Here is an 18243-nt window from a genome sequence, read left to right on the forward strand (position 1 = left end):
GTAATCCTGCTGCGAGAGGACCTTACGCTGGAGCAGCTCGGTGGCCCGTCGGGCGTCGGCGGCGGCATCGACGGCCTGGGCCTGCAACTGCGTGAGATCCGCCTGTGCCTGCTTGAGGGCCTGTTCGAACAGGGTCGGGTCCAGGGTGAACAGCGGGTCGCCCACCCGCACCCGTTGATTGTCGCTCACATGCACCGCCAGCACCGGCCCTGCGACCCGCGGTGCGACCTGCACCACCTGGGCCATGACCTGCCCATCGCGGGTCCAGGGATGTGCGTCACGCTGCTGCGAGACCCAGTGGAGCGCAAAGGCGGCGACTGCGACCATCGCCGCCGTCACGCTTACGCGGATCGCGGCCGGTAGCAGGCGACTGAGGCGGTTGGCGATGCTCATGGGCGGGGCTTGCGGATCAGCCGACAAAGGACGGTACCAGGGTGACGCCGACCACGACGGTACACAGCACCACCAAGGCGGTGAAGAACAGTGGCGGATGCCAGACAAAGCGGCTGAGCCCGGTCCAGTTCGCCAGCGTGGTGATGGCCAGCGCCAGCGCCAGGCCCAGCAGGGCCGACCCCAGCCAGGGCGGGAAATAGATACCGCTCAGTTCGATATCGACGGGGACTAAGTTCACGGTATCCTCGCCGGACTATGGCAGGGGGTGGGCGCGTCAGGGTGCAAATGGTAACAAACCTCAAGGATAAAGGGCATCTCGGCACTAGCGGGGTGGCTGTGCGTATTGCCCCGGGAAGGGGTCAGCGCTCTGTCGACGCTGGACCTCCGGTGTGGTCCATGGCCAGCGTGCCCCGGCCTCATCGAAGAAGGCGACCCCGATCACGCCCACGTTGCGACCTTCGCCCTTGAGCTCCGCGTAGGAGTTGGCCACTGACCCGAAGCGAAAGGCGGCCACCGTCTGGGCGCTGCGGCGAAAGCCGTCAATCACGAGGGTGGTCCCAGGGTCGAGCAGGTAGCCGCCCTTCGCATATGCCCCCGGGCCACCATCCATCACGTCGAGTCCGTCCACCGTGGTCACCACCTCCACGCGGTTGCCGGTGGGGTTGCGGATCTCAATGACATAACGCTGCCCGTGCTCGCCGATCACATAGTTCCGATCGGCCCGGTGCGCGCTGGGCAAGGGGCGGCCGTGCTCATCGAGCAGACGCACCGCCAGCCGACTGTCGCCGACGGCAAACGCATTCTCTGCGTCCTCCGGTTGCGGTCCGTGCCCCATCATGGCGGCGATACCCGCCCGGTCATTGTAATAAAGGGATAGGACGGCAAAGGGACGGTCGGGCGTTTGGCGCGTGAAATTGACCTGGTGCACGCGGCTGTCCCGGTTTTCGCCCCAGACGGTGCCGAGCCCAGGCCGCTCCGGCTTGGCCCGCGCCGCCTGCTCAGCACTAGCAGCGCCCGACGCCGGCGCGGTGGAACCGGCGGTCGTCGGCGCCGCTTCGCTGCCCAGTGGCGGCGCCGTGCGTTGCGCAGTTTCTCCGCCACAGCCAGCCACCAGCAAGGCCAACAAACAGACCAACAGTCTTAACTGCGTCACGGGTGACTCCTGCCCACTTGGGTGGGTCGCAAAACGGTAAAATTTGGGGTCTAGTCTCGTGCCAATCCGCTGCGTCATAGACGTGAACGGAGTGCGGCGGGCGAGCAGGGGGTTGCCGTCCGGCCACCGCCCATGAACTATGATCAAGCCCGCCGCCAGCCGATGCAACCGGCGTCACCTGGTTCCCCGGCGTGCCATCGGCCTGCCCGTGGGTGGGGACGGCGCAGGGACCCGAGCGCCACGCCGCAGTCTGGAGTATGTTGCAACTGGGGTCCTGTCGGCAGCCTCGATCATCCCTTCGGCGTCGGCTGTCAGGCCCACCGACGCCAGCACACCAGGCGTTCGAGGGTCGATAAACCAGACTGAAGACGGCAACATGCGCATCGACATTCCGACCATGGTGTTATTGAACGTTGCAGCGAGCGCCACCCTGGCATGTTCGCTGGGGTGGGTCGCGCGCCGTCAGGACAGGGACGGATTGCAACTCTGGACCGGGGCTCTCATCCTTTACACGATGGCGCTGGTGTTGCTCGCCCTGCGGACCAAAATTCCGGATTTCGTATCCATTATGGTTGCCAATGTCGTGCTGGCTGGTAGTCAGTCGCTGTTTCTGGCCGCTATCGCGCAATTATTGGAGCGCCGCATCGCCCCGAGCCTCCTCTGGGGGCCGCCGCTGATCCTCGCCGGCGCCTACGGCCTGCTGATGTCGGATCTCCCGATGCGAGTCATCGTCAGTAGCGTGATCTTTTCAGCTCAGCTGCTGATGGTGATGCGCGTCCTGGGGAGTCGCAAACACGCGGTGAACGGGCGTGGCAAGCACCTGGTGTTTTTCGGCTTGACGATCATGATCGCGAGTCACGTCGTGCGCCTCATTGGCGCCGCGCTGGGCGCGGAGGACGCCACCGACCTCATGCAGGAAACGCCGTTGCGGACCCTGCTTTTTCTTTCCACCTTCGTTACCCTGATAGTCGTCTCACTGGGTTTCATCCTCATGGTGAAGGAGCGTGCCGATGAACGCACCCGCCTGATGGCGATGCAGGATCCGTTGACCGGGACCTGGAACCGTATCCGCCTGGATGAGGCAGCGCAGACGGAGATGGCGCGCTTCGTGCGTCACGGGCATCCGGTATCCGTCATCATGGTCGATCTGGATCATTTCAAAGGGATCAATGACAAATTCGGACATGCCAGCGGCGATCGGATCCTGCGGGGGTTCAGCCGCATCGCGCAAGACTGTATCCGTGCCAACGACGTGCTCGGGCGTTGGGGCGGCGAGGAGTTTGTGCTGCTGCTACCCGACAGCACCTTGCCAGACGCGGTTGCGCTCGCCGAACGCATTCGCAGCGCACTGGCGGGGCATGCGTTTGGCGGGGGGATCAAGGTGACAGCCAGTTTCGGCGTGGCGACCTGCCAGGCGAGCGATACCTGGGAGTCCTGGTTGCATCGCGCCGATCTGGCCCTTTATCGCGCCAAGGCGGCGGGCCGCAACCGCGTCGAGACCGAATGCCAGGGGCCGCAGGGCGATGACCCAGGCGGTCACTTCGTCGCATTGATCTGGAGCCCTGCTTATGAATCGGGCAGTGCCCAGCTCGACGACCAACACCGGGCCTTGTTCGACCACTCCAATCAGCTGCTCAGCGCGATCCTGGACAATCGCTCCAAGCCGGAAATCATGGCGTTAATCCGCGTGTTGGTGGATTCGATCAAGCACCATTTCATGGACGAGGAGGCGATCATGCGGGTGCTCGGGTATGCGCAGGCCGAACCCCATTGCGTGCTTCACCAGCGGCTGATGGCGCGTGCCGAGCAGTTCGCCGACCGCTTCGCGCAGGAGCAACTCGGCGTGGGGGAGATCTTTCAATATCTTGCGCATGAACTCGTGGCCCAGCATATTTTGATCGAGGACCGGAAATATTTTCCCCTATTGGCGGCCTGAGTGTGTGGGCTTGGTCATCGTTCCGGCCTCCGCCCGGACATTCTGACTGGAGGTCGAGGCTTTAGCCGGATCGGGGCTGCGCCGATGTAATTTTGACTGGCTAAAGCCTCGACCTCCTGTCTTTTTGCGGCCATCATTCCTGATTGGCATCGCCACCCGCATAAACGCGCATGATGCGGTAAGGGAGCTGGCCGGCGTCGACCCCGCCATTCAGTGGTGGGGAACGCTCTAGCTGGTTCACGGCGATATAGAGCCATCCAGGCTCGCCAAACGCCAGGGAGTCCGGCCACAGCAACCGGTCGTCCTCGACCAAGGTTTCCAACCGGCCATCCGGGCGCAGGACGGCGATGGCGTTGTGATTGAGATCGGTGAAATAGTGATTGCCGGCGGTGTCGGTGGCGGCCCCGTCAGAAACCGGCTTCCGCCCGGCCTTCGCGATGGCCGCGGCGATGGTCGCGTCGTCCGCGCCCTCACGCAGCAACCGCACCGGGACCCGGTACCAGGTCTCACCGTTCATCGCCCCGAAATAGAGCGTCTCGCCGTCCGCGGACAGGGTGATGGGGTTTACCGCGACGCGGGCCGGCTTGACCGTGCCGTCCGCGCCCCGCGGTCCGAGCAGTCGGCCCTCGACCACGATGTCGACGTTCTCTGCTTGCAGGGTCGGCGAGGTGGTAAAGCGCCGAGAGGTCCGGTTATTCAGATCCACCACCACCAACGCGGGCTCATGGCTGCCGCCGGGGTCCGCGATATAAACGAAGCCGCGCGCATCGTCCACCACCAGGTCGTTGAGAAAGCTCCCGACGGGTCCGGTCTCCGGCGGGAAGTCATAGCGGAAGACCGGCTTGCCGTCGGCGAGCGCAAAGGCCACCAGCTTGGGCACCTGGGGCGGCTCGCCCAGGCCGTTGTCGAGCACCCACAGGCGACCCCGGCGGTCGATACGGATGCCGAGCACACTGTTGAGCACGTCGGGTCCAGAGCCGAAGGCCCCGTTCCAGGCTTTATCCGGCCAGGGCCGGTAACTGTGCGGCCCGGTGATCTCGATGAGTTGGGCCTCGGCGCGCCGGAACTGATGGACGGTGGCGAAGACCCGCCCCTTGGCGGTCACCGCCGCATTGCCCGGGTTGATGGGAAGTTCCGCCACCGACTCGATGGCACCGGCGGTCAGTTGCTCATCCGCCGCGGCGGGGAGCGACACCAGCGGCAGCAGGGCACATAGCAGGGCGGCGATCGGTGGGCGCATGGCAGAATCTCCAGGGTTCGGGCGGCGGGGTGTGGCGGTGACTTGGGTCTCGGATTTGCTGTTTCAACAGTGTCCTGCGGCGGGAGCGTCGCGCGGGCTGGCGGTGCGACAGGGATCGGCACGGAGCGCAGGAATGAGAGGATGGATGTGCGCATTCATCGGCCACCCGCAGCGCCGCACTGCCCCCGCCTCCCGCTCGCTACCGCTCGCTCCTTGCGCGGGCAGTCCCCGCTTCCCTACCGGCTTGCCTTCTCCGGGCCGGACTGGGTACCTCGCGCCAGCCGGAAGCCCAGAAGGCCGTCACGGTCGGCCGGTCCCCTGCGGTCGCGCCGCGCGGAGCGGGTGTCCCTGGCGTGGCCGAACCAGCCGCCGCCGCGCACCACGCGCCTCACACCCGTAGCGTCTTTCCAAGGGCGACCATCCGCAGGGGCGTCCTGGTAACCGTCGTGCCATTTGTCTTGCACCCATTCCCAAACGTTTCCATGCACATCGTGGAGCCCCATGGGTTGGGCCGCTTTTCGCCGACCAGGTGGGTCTTGTCTCCAGCGTTTCCACCAAACCAGGCGTAGTCGCCCAGGGTCTTCTCGTCATCGCCGAATGACCAGACGGTCCGGGTCCCCGCGCGAGCCGCATATTCCAATTCGGCCTCGCTGGGCACGCGATACGGCTTGCCGGTCTTGCGGGTTAGCCAAGTGACATACTGCTGCGCGTCGTCCCATGAGACAATGACCGGGCGTCGGCCACGGCCCCAACCTGCATCGCTGGGTTTCTGGGTACAGCCGCGGTCGGCCACGCAGGCGTCCCATTCGTCAAAGGTCACCTCGTATTTGCCCATTTCAAAGGCTTGAACTTGGACCCAACGGGCTGGCTGCTCGTCGGGAAAGCAGATCTTTTCAGCCGGTTGGCAGCCCATCAAGAAGCTGCCGGCGGGGATATGCACCATAGGGGGATTGAGCAGGGGATTGAGCACCGGGTCGTGGCCCCACCACTGATACCAGACAATGAGACCCAGCACCGTAAGGCCAACCCCAACCACCACCGGCCACCACCAGCGCCGACCTCGCCCCAGGTCCCGACTGGAGGTCGAGGCTTTAGCCGGACCAGGGCCGCTGCGGGCCGCGGTCGACTGGCTAAAGCCTTGACCTGCCTTCTCATGGTCGGAATGACCATCAAGGCCATCGTCTGATAGGGCCTCAGCGATGGACGGCATGCGCGGCAGCCCGATCCGCCCCGCCGTTTCCTCTTCCAGAGGGGCTTCGATCAAATCAGGCGTGGCCTGCTGGGCCGGCATTGGCACCGTATCTGGCGCAGGAGCTGGCGACGCATCTTCCGCTGCAGCAATCGGGTGGGCCTTGCCGCAAAATGGACAATATTCGATTATCCAACCCAGTGGCTGGGTGCAATGTCTGCATACCAACATCAGTTCACACCCTGTCGCGCGCGTCCTCGTTAATCACGGCAGTGGCACATTCTGGACCTCGCTTATCGCGATTCGCCGGCATCCTGTAGTATACGGGCATACAACAGCATCGCTGATCCAAAAGCCGGCAATATGCCGCAGATCGTCCAATATTGGACGCAGGCGACTGACCATACCTCTGCTCTTAGCCACCAGTAACACCCCCATCAAACCCATCACGGGAAGGCCTAATTCTTGGGCCGCACGCCGTCCGCGCCGCTCATCGATCAAGAGCAGCTTGGCCTTGAGGTGCAATGCACAGGCAATCGCCTCGGCCTCTCCAGCATCCAGATCCAGACGCAGTGCAGCGACCAAGGGCCGATTTGCGATAGATTGCTGCTGAATCCAAGTCGCTGTTCGAACGTCTGCGGCACCCGGGGCATCGGGAAGGGCTGCCGTGATCTCAGAAAAAACGGCGGGCGGCACCACAATGTCGCCATATAAAGCAGGCAGAAGATCGAGTTCGCCAATGCAGGCAAAATTGATGATTGGGGAGGTGTTACTGACGATCACGTCAGCGCATTCCTAATTGCTGCAAAGTAGCTAAGTCCTGTTCATATTCCGCCACATCGTAGTGCGGAGAGATATCTCGGCTAGCCAACAGATGCTGGAATTGCATCGGACGCATCTCGGCGAACGTAGCCGCCTGACTCAGGGTCAGCCGATCTTTCTCAAACAGCAATACCGCCAGCTCCTGTCTGATCTCGGCCGTCGTCAGATGCCAGGCATAGAGGGTTTCGTCGGGGATGACAAGCGCCATGATCGTCAGTCCTCAGTGTGTTATGTGATTCTTGAGAGTCATCTAGCGCCGCTAGATGATCCCTAAGAGCAGCGGAACTTGGGGCGCAGAGCGCCGCAGATACAGGCGTGACACCGCGCAGCGGTGTCACGAGAGTGAGGCCACTCACCCCGCCAGATTCTCCATCCGAATCCGCATCACCGCCCCCTGCACCGACCCCAGCGCCTCGATCTGCGCGATGGCCTGGTTCATCTGGCCCTCGCGCACCCGGTGGGTGAGCATGACGAGCGGCACATGGGTATCACCCTCGCCGGGTTCCTTTTGCTGAATGGCCTCGATGCTGATGCCCTGCTCGCCCAGGATGCTGGCAATACGGGCCATGACCCCGGGCTCGTCGCGGGCCATCATGCGCAGGTAGTAGGCGGTCTCCACCTGATCCATGGACAGGATCGGGGTGTCGGCCAATTCATCCGGTTGGAAGGCAAGGTGGGGTACCCGGTTGCTCGGGTCCGTGGTCAGGGTCCGCACCACGTCGACCAGATCGGCCACCACCGAGGAGGCGGTGGGCAGTGAGCCGGCGCCGGCACCGTAATAGAGCGTGGGACCGACCGCGTCGCCCTTCACCAGCACCGCGTTCATCACCCCGTCCACATTGGCGATGAGGCGCCGATGAGGGATCAAGGTGGGGTGTACCCGCAATTCAATGCCCTCGGGAAGCCGCCGCGCAATGCCCAAGTGTTTGATGCGATAGCCGAGTTGTTCGGCGTAGGCGACGTCCTGGGCCTCGATCCGCGAGATGCCCTCGGTGAAGCAGTGCGTGAACTGGAGTGGGATACCGAAGGCGAGCGAGGCCAGGATGGTGAGCTTGTGCGCCGCGTCGATCCCCTCGACGTCGAAGGTCGGATCCGCCTCCGCATAGCCGCGCGCCTGCGCCTCCGCGAGTACATCGGCGAAGTCCCGACCCTTGTCCCGCATCTCGGTCAGGATGAAGTTGCCGGTGCCGTTGATGATGCCGGCGATCCATTCGATATGGTTGGCGGCCAGGCCCTCGCGCAGTGCCTTGATGATTGGGATGCCGCCGGCCACCGCCGCCTCGAATCCGACCATCACCCCGCGTTCGCGGGCGGCGGCAAAGATCTCATTACCGTGCCGGGCGATCAGTGCCTTGTTGGCGGTGACTACGTGTTTACCGTTCGCAATGGCCCGCAGCACCAGTTCTTTGGCCGGGGAATAGCCGCCGATCAGTTCGACAACGATCTCAATCTCCGGGTCATCCACCACCGCGAAGGCGTCCTCCCCGATCCGCCCGATTGCCTCGATCCCGGGGATGGCATCGCGATTGAATTCGCGCGCCGCGGCGTGCGCGATGACGATCCCGCGGCCGGCCCGGCGTGCGATTTCCCGGGCATTACGGGTCAGCACGATGACCGTGCCGCTGCCGACAGTGCCCAGGCCCAACAGACCGATCTTGACCGGTTCCATAATCACTCCTCGTTGACGATGTTGAAGACAGAGGGCGGCACGCGCTCGATGGGGCGAAAATCGCACTCGGGGATGACCACGGCAACCTCTGGTGGCTAGTCAAGGGCCTGGAAGTTTACCGTTGCGCCCGGTTGATTGAAACCGTGGGCGCCGCCAGCCCGGGGTCTGCGGGTCACGCCGGGCGGACCATAAAAAAGGCCAGACCCGTGACAGGTCTGGCCTTGGTGGGTGCGGCCGGCCGAAGCCGGTCGCCGCGGGGCTTAGAGGATGTATCCGCGCTCGTCGTGCAGGGCGAGGTCGAGGCCCTCGGTCTCCTGTTCCTCGGTGACGCGCAGGCCGATGGTCCAATCCACGAGCTTGAGCAGGATTAGGCTCACAATCGCCGTGTAGACCAGGGTGGTGCCGACCCCGATGCCCTGGGTGATGACCTGCCCGACGATGCCGACCCCCTCGGCCAAGCCCTTGCCGCCCAAGGCGGCGCTGGCGAAGACACCGGTGAGCATGGCGCCGACGATACCGCCGACGGCGTGTACACCGAACACGTCGAGTGCGTCGTCATAGTGGAACATGCGCTTGACCTTGGTCGAGGCGAGGAAGCACAGCACGCCGGCGGCGAGGCCGATGGCGATGGCGCCCATCGGGCCGGCGGTGCCGGAGGCGGGGGTGATGGCGACCAAGCCGGCGACGGCACCCGAGGCGATACCGAGCACGCTCGGCTTGCCGTGGGCCGACCACTCGGCGAACATCCAAGCCAGCGCCGCGGTGGCGGTGGCGATCTGGGTCACGGCCATGGCCATGCCGGCCGTCCCGTCGGCGGCAAGCTCGCTGCCCGCGTTGAAGCCGAACCAGCCGACCCACAGCATGGAGGCGCCGATGACTGTATAGCCCAGGTTATGGGGCGGCATGGCGGTCGTGGGAAAGCCCTTGCGCTTGCCCAATACCAGCGCGGCGACCAGACCGGCGATACCGGCGTTGATATGCACCACGGTGCCGCCGGCGAAGTCCAGCACGCCCAGGGTGCCGAGGAAACCGCCGCCCCACACCCAATGGGCGACCGGAACATAGACGAAGGTCAGCCAGAGCCCCATGAACCACATCAGGGCAGAGAACTTCATGCGCTCGGCAAAGGCACCGACGATGAGTGCCGGGGTGATGATCGCGAAGGTCATCTGGAAGGTCATGAAGACCGATTCGGGGATCGTCTGGGTCCCGTAGATCGAAGTGAGCCCGATCCCTTTGAGGAACAGGTTGTCGAGGCCGCCGATCCAGCTGTTCAGCGCGCCACCGTTGCCGAAGGCCAGGCTATAGCCGTAAATGGTCCAGAGTATCGTCACCAGGGCGGTGATGGCAAAGCACTGCATGAGGATCGAGAGCACGTTCTTGGCGCGCACCAGGCCGCCGTAGAAGAGCGCGAGCCCGGGGATGGTCATGAACAGCACGAGCGCGGTGGAGGTCAGCATCCAGGCGGTATCGCCCGAGCTGATGACGGGGGCGGCCGGGGCGGCGGTGCCGTCGGCCAGGGCCAGGACCGGGGTCAGGCCCAACAGGGCGGCGCCGATGGTGCGCCCGAGGAATGGGGTGGGGGTACTCGATTTCACCTTGTGTTCTCCTCTTGCAGGGCCTACAGGGCTTCCGAGCCGGTTTCGCCGGTGCGGATGCGACAGACCTGTTCCAGATTGAATACGAAAATCTTGCCGTCGCCGATCTTGCCGGTGCGCGCAGCGTTGGTGATGGCTTCGATCACCTTGTCAACCAGGCCGTCGTCGACCGCAATCTCCAGTTTGATTTTTGGCAGAAAATCAACGACATATTCGGCCCCGCGATAGAGTTCGGTGTGGCCCTTCTGGCGGCCGAAGCCCTTCACCTCGGTCACCGTGATGCCCGAGACGCCGATATCGCCTAAGGCCTCGCGCACGTCGTCGAGCTTGAAAGGCTTGATGATGGCTGAAATCAGTTTCATGACTCAAAGCTCCGATGATTTAGCAATGGACGGTACCCCCCGGGCGTTCCGGGGGAGGGTTGCTGATAGATGGTGGTCAGAAGGTCTTGGAGAGTGTTGCGACGGCGTAGCTGCCGCACTGGAAGGGTGCCGCGCACAGGTTGTGCTTGTTGCGGTCCACCCAGGATGCGGTGAGAACGACGCCCTTATAGACCTCGTGTGAGAGGCCCACGCTGTAGTCGTCATAGCTGGCGCCGCCGCCGTTGGCCGCGCTGTTGTTGTAGCGTGTCCAGCCATAGTGGCCGGTGAGGGTGAAGGCATAGGGCAGGTTCACCGGGACCGTCAGGTCGTAATACCAGGCGGACTTGAAGCCGAAGAAGTTGTCGCTGTAGTTCGCCGTGAATTTTGGCGTAGCGTAGCCCGCTATGTCGTAGCTCAGGCCGAGGTGATACTCGTTGGTATTGTTGGCCGAGACGGTCGTGCGCGGATATTGATAACGCAGGTAGCCGAGATCCAGGCCGAGCTTGCCGAACGTGGGTGCCCAGCCCGCCTTCAGGTCCAATTCCATGGGGGCGCCGCTGTAGCCGGGGGCCTTTAAAGGTATATAAGTGGCCGTCGGGTCGTTCGCGTTGCTCACCACCGTTTGGCCGGCGGCGGTGGTCGTCGTGTAATAGCCGCTGGCGGACGAACTGTCGACGTTCGAGCCCCAGACGCTTGCATACAGGCTCCAGGGGACATAGGTGTAGTCAAAGCCACCCTGGACGGCCGGGCCATTATTGGTCTGACTGATGCCGCGGTAGAGATAGTTGGTGGTCAGTGCGACATTGGCCTTCAGGTCGTGGGGCGACTCGCCCGCCGCCAGGGCTGTCGTGCCGAGTCCGGACATGACCAGGGCGCTCAGGGCGACGGCCGTGCGGAGGTGTGGTGTCTTCATCTCTTCGTGTCTCTTTGTTCTTACAGGGTGGCTAGCGGTTCTGGGTGTCCGCGAGGGTACTCGGCCTGAGTGACTGGGCAGGCTCACTTGCTCAGACGGCCTGTCTTGGTCTCAGTTAAAGCAGTTTACGTGCCATCTTTGTCTGTGCCCGATTCGCCACGGCAACGGGCGGCTTGTGACGAAATCGCCACAGGCGCGCGCACCATGTGCGCTCGGGTCTGGGGGGCTGGTGGCCCGCTCTTGCACCAAAACAGCGCGGCCACCGTACGGGCGGCGGCGAAAGACGGGTTCGGCGCGACTCCCTATAATGCTGTCCAAACCCTGTCTCCCCGCGGGCGCCAGTCGTGCCGCGGCCCTACCTGAGGTATTCCTGACATGTTCGATCCCAAACAACTCGACGAACTCGCCCAGCGCCTGGCCGGCGCCTTGCCCGAGGGGCTCAAGGCCCTGCAAGAGGACCTGGGGCGCAATCTGCGTGGGTCGCTGGAGGCCGGATTGTCCCGACTGGACCTGGTGAACCGGGAGGAGTTCGATGTCCAGACCGCCGTATTGGCCCGTACCCGCGAGAAACTTTCCCGCCTGGAGCTCCAGGTGGCTGGGCTGGAGCGGGCCTTGGCGGCCAGCCAGGCGCGGGCCGACTGATCAAACCACGGCGCAGGGTGACTGACCGATCATGTCGCTCTGTGTCCTGTATAGCCGGGCCCGGGAGGGGATTGCGGCCCCGTTGGTGACCGTGGAGGTCCACCTGGCCGGGGGGCTGCCGGCGCTGTCCATCGTCGGGCTGCCGGAGTTGGCGGTGAAAGAGAGCAAGGATCGGGTGCGCGGCGCCCTGCTCAATGGGCGCTTCCAGTTTCCGCTGGGGCGGATCACCATTAACCTGGCACCGGCGGACTTGCCCAAGGAGGGTGGGCGTTTCGACCTGGCCATCGCGCTCGGGATCCTGGGTGCCTCCGGTCAGGTCCAGTCCGGCCGACTCGGCGACTATGAGTTTCTGGGTGAGTTGGCGCTGTCCGGCGACCTGCGCCCGGTCAGCGCGCTCTTGCCCGCGGCCCTGGCGACGCGCGCCGCCGGGCGGGAACTCATACTGCCGGTCGAGAACGCGGCGGAGGCGGCCCTGGTGGGGGGGCTGCGGCTGCGTCCGGCGCGCCATCTGATGGAGGTGTGCGGACATCTCAATGGCACCCAGCCGCTGCCGCTCTATGTGCCGGAGGTGACCGTGGAGCGCGACCCGGACTACCCGGACCTGGCCGATGTACGGGGTCAGGAACATGCCAAGCGCGCCCTGGAGGTGGCCGCTGCCGGTGCCCACAGCCTGCTGTTCATCGGTCCGCCGGGGACCGGCAAGTCGATGCTCGCCAACCGGTTGCCCGGGCTCTTGCCGCCGCTGAGCGAGGCCGAGGCGCTGGAGAGTGCGGCGTTGCGCTCCATCAGCGACCACGATGCCTTCGACCCGGCCACCTGGCGGCAACGGCCCTTTCGCGCCCCGCACCACACCGCCTCCGGGGTGGCCCTGGTGGGCGGGGGGAGCAATCCGCGCCCGGGTGAGATCTCGCTGGCCCACCTGGGGGTGCTGTTCCTGGACGAGTTGCCGGAGTTCGATCGGCGGGTGCTGGAGGTGCTGCGCGAACCACTGGAGTCCGGACACATCCATATCTCCCGGGCCGCCCGCCAGGCGGAGTTTCCGGCGCGGTTCCAGCTGGTGGCGGCCATGAATCCCTGCCCTTGTGGTTACTTGGGCGACAGCAGCGGGCGCTGCCACTGCACGGCGGAGGCGGTTGCGCGCTATCGTGGGCGCATCTCCGGCCCACTGCTCGACCGCATCGACATGCATGTGGAGGTGCCGCGGTTTGACCTGACGCGACTGGCCGGGCCGACCCCGGGTGGTGTGACTGGCGGTGAGGCGGGCAGCGCGGCGACGCGCCGGCGGGTGGCGGCGGCGCGGGAGCGGGCGCAGGCCCGGGCCGGCCGACCGAACGCCACCCTGCGCCCGCGCGAGATCGAACGCGACTGCGCACTCGATGACCAGTGCCAGCGCTTGATGCAGCAGGCACTGACCCGGCTGGCACTCTCGGCCCGCGCCTATCACCGCATATTGAAGGTCGCCCGCACCATCGCCGACCTGGCCGGCGCGGACACCATCACGCCGGCCCATCTGGGCGAGGCGGTGGGTTACCGGCGGCTGGACCGGGGGACGACGTAGACTATCTCCCAAAATAACCGTAGGGTGGATTAAGGCGCGCGCGAGATTCTTGCAGATCAGGCACTGGGCTTGGTCGCGCCGCATCCATCAGCGCTTCCCGGCGGCCGGGATGGTGGATACGCTGCGCTTATCCACCCTACCGACTACCTATTTCTCCGCTGGACCTAACCTCGACGATGTTGCAACTCACCGATCTATCAATGCGCCGCGGTCCGCGGCTGCTGCTCTCCGGGGCCTCGCTGACCGTTTATCCGGGGCAGAAGGTGGGGCTCGTGGGGGCCAACGGCTCCGGCAAGTCCAGCATGTTTGCCCTACTGCGCGGGGACCTGCACGCGGACACCGGGGCCTGCTCACTGCCCGCGGGCTGGGAGCTGGCCCATGTCGCCCAGCACACCCCGGACAGCGTTGATCCCGCCATCGAGTTCGTGTTGGACGGCGATCAGGAACTGCGGCGCATCCAGCGCGAGCTCGCCGCTGCCGACGCGGTCGGGGACGGGCTGCGCCACGGGGAGCTGGCCGGCCATCTGGAGTCGATTGGTGGCTATGGTGCCGAGAGTCGCGCCGGGCGCCTGCTCCATGGGCTGGGCTTCGCCCCGGGTGATGAGCGTCGACCGGTCAATAGCTATTCCGGTGGCTGGCGGATGCGCATCGCGCTCGCGCGCACCCTGATGTGCCGTTCGGACCTGCTGTTGCTCGACGAGCCGACCAACCACTTGGATCTGGACGCGGTGATCTGGCTGGAGGGCTGGCTCAAGTCCTATCAGGGCACCCTGATCCTGATCTCCCACGACCGGGACTTCCTGGATTCGGTGGTCAGTCACACCCTGCACCTGGAACAGGGGCGCCTCACACTCTATGCTGGCAACTACTCGGCCTTCGAGCGCCAGCGTGCCGAGCGGCTCGCCCAGCAGCAGTCCGCCTACGAGCGTCAGCAGCGTGAGGTGGCCCATATCCACAGCTTCGTGGAGCGCTTCCGCGCCAAGGCGACCAAGGCCCGGCAGGCCCAGAGCCGGATCAAGGCCCTGGAGCGGATGGAGCTGATCGCCCCGGCCCATGTGGACTCGCCCTTCCACTTCGGCTTCGAGGCCCCGACCCATCTGCCGAACCCGTTGATGCGTCTGGAGGGGCTCGCTGCCGGATATGCGGACCGGCCGATCTTGAAGGGGGTGAACCTGAGCCTCAACCCGGGCGACCGCATCGGTCTGCTCGGCCGCAACGGGGCCGGCAAGTCCACACTGGTGAAGGTGCTGGCCGGGGACCTGGCCCCGAGCGCGGGCCGTCGTACGACCGCGCAGGAACTCAAGATCGGCTATTTCGCCCAGCACCAGCTCGACCAGCTGCGGATCGACGAGAGCCCGCTCAAGCACCTGCAACGCCTCGACCCCAAGGCCACCGAGCAAGTCCTGCGCAACTACCTGGGTGGCTTCGGGTTCGATGGGGATCGCTGTGTGGGGCCAGTGGCGCCGCTGTCCGGCGGAGAGAAGGCGCGCCTGGTGCTGGCCATGTTGATCCGCCAGCGGCCGAATCTGTTGCTGTTGGACGAGCCGACCAACCACCTGGACCTGGAGATGCGTCACGCCCTGAGCGAGGCGCTCCAGGAGTATGAGGGGGCCTTGGTGCTGGTCTCCCATGACCGTCACCTGTTGCGCGTCACGGCCGACACCCTGTTGCTGGTGGACGGCGGGGCCGTCGCGCCCTTCGACGGCGACCTGGATGACTACCCCGCCTGGCTCGCCGCGCGCGACCCCGACCGTGACGGCGCGCGACCCGTCGCCGACCCCCGCGAGGGCGCCGACCGTAAGCAGCAGCGCCGCCAGTCGGCGGATGTGCGCAAGGCACTGCAACCACTGCGCAACCGGCTCCAGACCCTGGAGCGAACCTTGGAGCGGTTGGCCGTGCGGCGTCACGAACTGGCGACGGCCCTGGCAGAACCGGCGCTCTACGCGCCCGAGGCCAAGCCGCGCCTGCTGACCCTCATGGAGGAGAGCAACCGGGTGGCCGCCGAGTTGGCGGCCACTGAGTCCGAGTGGCTGGACGTTGGCGAGGAGCTGGAGCAGCGCCAGGCGGACCTGGCATGAGGCAGCGGCCAGCGGCCGACACTCTGCGGGGCGCGGTGGTCGGTGGCCGTCGACGCCGCATCGCCCACGCCCTGGCGTTTCCGGCCCTGATCGTGATCGCCTATCTGGTGTGGCCCTTCATCACCCTGTGGCAGCTGGACCGCGCCTTGGTCCGGGGCGACCAGGCGGCCCTGGGGCGCCTGGTCGATCTGGATGCGGTCAGGGACGCGCTCCGCCGCAAGCTCAATAAGGACGCCATCGGCACCATCGGCCCATTGTCTGATGCCTTCATCACCTGGCTGGAGGAGGGTATTCGGCGCGACGGCACCGCCGCCCTGGATCAAGCGGTTACGCTCGAATGGGTGCGGGAGCGGATGCTGGCGCACTCACCGTCCGAGGCGGGCCTCTGGCCAGCGCTCTCGCGTGTCCGTTTCGACGATCCGCTGTATTTCTCGCTGCGCCTGGGCGGCGAATCCCAGGTGCCGGTTACTGTCCGTATCGGCTTCACGGGTCTCAGTTGGCGGGTCCGGGCCCTCTATTACTGAACCGGCTCGTCCGCGATCAGGGTGCGGCCGAGCGCTCGGACCGCGAAAAACGGCAGATGGATCAGAGTGATCGTGTGGTCAGTCCTGTCGTTGCCGCGTCTCACGGGCGGGTGGATGTGTATGGGGAGGAACATCCCCAGTGATTCGGTGTACTAGGGGGCTGATGCCAGAGGTATGGAATCTATTCCATAGCCCCGAATGGCCGTCCCCCCCAGAACGCTCGGCGCAGGGTCGCGGCTTGAAAATGGATGTGATTGTATTTTATTTATTTTAGCGATTTTCGTCGGCTGCATTGAATGCTGGCACGTCGTATGCTTTATTCCAACCAAGCGACCGAGCCGGCAGGATGCCACACCGGGAAGCCCTGACCCCGTTAATCGAAGTGAGCGGATCAGGTGCCTCGATCGGCGGGGATGGGTGTGAATGGATTCGGCATGCGACCCAGGCCCGGTAGGTTCGCTTCCGACGCACATCATGTGCATTTATTCTGACGTTCAGAGGGTTAATAAAATGGCAAAAGTCGCCAACTCCACCGATTCTTCCAGCCTGGCCGAAGTCGTTGACCGCATCCTGGACAAGGGCATCGTGATTGATGCGTGGTTGAAAGTCTCCCTGGTCGGTATCGAGCTGCTCGCCGTCGAAGCCCGCGTGGTCATCGCCTCGGTCGAGACGTACCTGAAGTATGCCGAGGCGATTGGCCTCACCGCCCCCGCCGCCGCGCCGGCCTGATAGCGCATTGCGCGCTTGGGAGATGCCGTTGTGATGCCCTAGGCATGCGGGCGGCATCTCTTTAACCGGGTCGAGTGGTCAACCGCACGACCCCGGTTTTCGGCTGTGCGGGATTCCACTTGCTCCTGGTACGATTCCATAAGTAATGACTGGGAGCAAGCAATGGGCCGTTTTGCCGAGGACATGGCGCGACTGCGCGACGAGATCGAAGTGGAGCGTAGCGCCCGCCAAACCCTGATTGCCGATACCCGCGAGGACGTAGCGGGCGCTGCACAGGCCTTCATGAGCGACCTGAAAGACAGCGTGCAGACGCTGCAGGCCGATTTCCGTGACGCACACGCGAGCATGGTCGAGGCTGCGCGTGCCGATCGCGTCGCCTTCCTGGACCAACTCGGGGGCAGTGTCGCTGAGCTTCAGCGCGAGACGGTCTCGCTGGTCAATGATTTGGCCGATGAGCGTCAGGCTGGCCGCCAGGCTTGGCGGGGGGCGGTCGCCAAGTCCCGCGTGTTGCCGGCCCAACTGAGGGCGAAGACCAAGTGACAGACAAGGCGAATAATTCGAGCGCGGCGGCCGGGCGCTATATCTACGCGATCGTCTCCGATCAGGGCCAGCAAAGCCTGGGGCCCATCGGGCTTGAGGGGGCCGAGGTTTACACCATCGCAGATGCGGGTGTCGCTGCGGTGGTCAGCAATCTGAAGGCCGCCCGCATCCGCCCTCAGCGCCGCAATATGGCCGCCCATCAGGAGGTGCTGAAGCAACTGCTGCAAACGGTGACGCCCCTGCCGACTGCCTTCGGCCTGCTGGCGGACGATGACGCCGGACTCGTGCGCATCCTGCGGGACAACCACGAGGTCTTCGTGGACCAACTCAAACGGGTGGCGGATTGCGTGGAGATGGGGCTGCGCGTGACCTGGGACGTCCCCAATATCTTTGAGTACTTCGTCGCCGCCCACCCGCAATTGCAGGAACTGCGCGATGACTTCTTCAGCGGCGGCAGTAATCTGACCCAGGACCAGATGATCACCTTGGGTAGCCGCTTTGGGGCCCTGCTGGACGAGGACCGTGAGACCTATACCGAACAGGTCGAGACCGCACTGCGCACCTGCTGCCGCGAGATCAAGCGCAACAAATGCCGCTCCGAAAAAGAGGTCATGAACCTGGCCTGCCTGGTGCGCCGCGACGACTTGCAGCGGTTCGAAGAGGTGGTTGGCCAGGCGGCTCACCCCTTCGATGACAATTACGCCTTTGACTTCACCGGGCCGTGGGCGCCGCACAACTTCGTGGAGATGGACATCCAGCTCTGATCGCGCGGCAGCGCCGCACTCCAACCCCTCGTGACACCGCTGCGCGGTGTCACGCCTGTGTTAGGCGCTCTGCGCGTCTAGCGCCGATGGCGGCCGTGATGCTCAAGACCCTCTGACGCGCTGGACTTGCGAC

The 18243-nt window shown here is 65.0% G+C and carries 18 protein-coding genes and 1 pseudogene; 8 read left to right on the forward strand and 11 right to left on the reverse strand.

The annotated features are described in order from the left end of the window. The 3 genes from QZY44_RS15950 to QZY44_RS15960 all read right to left on the reverse strand — a co-directional run. A partial coding sequence (locus QZY44_RS15950) for a biotin/lipoyl-binding protein (protein ID WP_295448124.1) occupies positions 1 to 393 on the reverse strand: 393 nt, incomplete at its 3' end. Between the two features lie 16 nt (positions 394 to 409). Next, on the reverse strand, positions 410 to 631 hold the full coding sequence (locus tag QZY44_RS15955) for a DUF1656 domain-containing protein (protein ID WP_295448127.1): 222 nt from the start codon (positions 629 to 631) through the stop codon (positions 410 to 412). Between the two features lie 84 nt (positions 632 to 715). Then, complete coding sequence (locus QZY44_RS15960) at positions 716 to 1546, reverse strand: hypothetical protein (protein ID WP_295448129.1); 831 nt, start codon at positions 1544 to 1546, stop codon at positions 716 to 718. Positions 1547 to 1922: 376 nt separating this feature from the next. Here QZY44_RS15960 and QZY44_RS15965 point away from each other — a divergent pair, with 376 nt between their 5' ends. After that, a complete protein-coding gene (locus QZY44_RS15965) occupies positions 1923 to 3482 on the forward strand; it encodes a diguanylate cyclase (protein ID WP_295448132.1) in 1560 nt (519 codons plus the stop codon). 133 nt (positions 3483 to 3615) lie between these two features. On the opposite strand, the gene QZY44_RS15970 is transcribed toward QZY44_RS15965, so the two are convergent. The 8 genes and pseudogenes from QZY44_RS15970 to QZY44_RS16005 all read right to left on the reverse strand — a co-directional run bounded on the left by QZY44_RS15970 (position 3616) and on the right by QZY44_RS16005 (position 11275). Next, positions 3616 to 4722: an L-dopachrome tautomerase-related protein gene (locus QZY44_RS15970; RefSeq protein ID WP_295448135.1), complete on the reverse strand. Its 1107-nt coding sequence runs from the start codon at positions 4720 to 4722 to the stop codon at positions 3616 to 3618. A gap of 236 nt (positions 4723 to 4958) precedes the next feature. Continuing rightward, a pseudogene (locus QZY44_RS15975) lies at positions 4959 to 6142 on the reverse strand (formylglycine-generating enzyme family protein). A gap of 33 nt (positions 6143 to 6175) precedes the next feature. After that, on the reverse strand, positions 6176 to 6694 hold the full coding sequence (locus QZY44_RS15980) for a DUF3368 domain-containing protein (protein ID WP_295448141.1): 519 nt from the start codon (positions 6692 to 6694) through the stop codon (positions 6176 to 6178). Position 6695: 1 nt separating this feature from the next. Further along, the gene (locus QZY44_RS15985) at positions 6696 to 6941 is read right to left on the reverse strand and encodes a UPF0175 family protein (protein WP_295448144.1); all 246 of its coding nucleotides are present in this window, start codon (positions 6939 to 6941) and stop codon (positions 6696 to 6698) included. Positions 6942 to 7085: 144 nt separating this feature from the next. Next, positions 7086 to 8402 (reverse strand): homoserine dehydrogenase, encoded by a 1317-nt coding sequence (locus QZY44_RS15990; RefSeq protein WP_295448147.1) that lies wholly within the window; start codon positions 8400 to 8402, stop codon positions 7086 to 7088. Positions 8403 to 8662: 260 nt separating this feature from the next. Beyond that, positions 8663 to 9940 (reverse strand): ammonium transporter, encoded by a 1278-nt coding sequence (locus QZY44_RS15995; protein ID WP_295448231.1) that lies wholly within the window; start codon positions 9938 to 9940, stop codon positions 8663 to 8665. Positions 9941 to 10023: 83 nt separating this feature from the next. Next, positions 10024 to 10362, reverse strand: a complete 339-nt coding sequence (locus QZY44_RS16000) for a P-II family nitrogen regulator (RefSeq protein ID WP_295448150.1) — start codon at positions 10360 to 10362, stop codon at positions 10024 to 10026. A gap of 76 nt (positions 10363 to 10438) precedes the next feature. Beyond that, positions 10439 to 11275, reverse strand: coding sequence for a TorF family putative porin (locus tag QZY44_RS16005; RefSeq protein WP_295448153.1), 837 nt, complete (start codon positions 11273 to 11275; stop codon positions 10439 to 10441). Positions 11276 to 11650: 375 nt separating this feature from the next. Here QZY44_RS16005 and QZY44_RS16010 point away from each other — a divergent pair, with 375 nt between their 5' ends. The 7 genes from QZY44_RS16010 to QZY44_RS16040 all read left to right on the forward strand — a co-directional run bounded on the left by QZY44_RS16010 (position 11651) and on the right by QZY44_RS16040 (position 18110). Further along, complete coding sequence (locus QZY44_RS16010; protein ID WP_295448158.1) at positions 11651 to 11917, forward strand: accessory factor UbiK family protein; 267 nt, start codon at positions 11651 to 11653, stop codon at positions 11915 to 11917. A 31-nt stretch (positions 11918 to 11948) separates the two neighbouring features. Further along, positions 11949 to 13475: a YifB family Mg chelatase-like AAA ATPase gene (locus tag QZY44_RS16015; RefSeq protein WP_295448161.1), complete on the forward strand. Its 1527-nt coding sequence runs from the start codon at positions 11949 to 11951 to the stop codon at positions 13473 to 13475. A 176-nt stretch (positions 13476 to 13651) separates the two neighbouring features. Further along, positions 13652 to 15553 carry an ATP-binding cassette domain-containing protein gene (locus tag QZY44_RS16020; protein ID WP_295448163.1) on the forward strand — a complete coding sequence of 634 codons (1902 nt, stop codon included), beginning with the start codon at positions 13652 to 13654 and terminating at the stop codon, positions 15551 to 15553. Further along, positions 15550 to 16077: a DUF2939 domain-containing protein gene (locus QZY44_RS16025; protein ID WP_295448166.1), complete on the forward strand. Its 528-nt coding sequence runs from the start codon at positions 15550 to 15552 to the stop codon at positions 16075 to 16077. The genes QZY44_RS16020 and QZY44_RS16025 overlap by 4 nt, the downstream gene beginning before the upstream one ends. A gap of 510 nt (positions 16078 to 16587) precedes the next feature. Then, positions 16588 to 16806 (forward strand): gas vesicle structural protein GvpA, encoded by a 219-nt coding sequence (gene gvpA, locus QZY44_RS16030; protein ID WP_020503491.1) that lies wholly within the window; start codon positions 16588 to 16590, stop codon positions 16804 to 16806. 162 nt (positions 16807 to 16968) lie between these two features. Then, positions 16969 to 17346, forward strand: coding sequence for a hypothetical protein (locus QZY44_RS16035; RefSeq protein WP_295448169.1), 378 nt, complete (start codon positions 16969 to 16971; stop codon positions 17344 to 17346). Then, a complete protein-coding gene (locus tag QZY44_RS16040; protein ID WP_295448171.1) occupies positions 17343 to 18110 on the forward strand; it encodes a GvpL/GvpF family gas vesicle protein in 768 nt (255 codons plus the stop codon). The genes QZY44_RS16035 and QZY44_RS16040 overlap by 4 nt, the downstream gene beginning before the upstream one ends. Positions 18111 to 18243: the final 133 nt, after the last annotated feature.

The organism is uncultured Thiodictyon sp. (assembly GCA_903837595.1).
Classification (GTDB): Bacteria; Pseudomonadota; Gammaproteobacteria; order Chromatiales; family Chromatiaceae; genus Thiodictyon.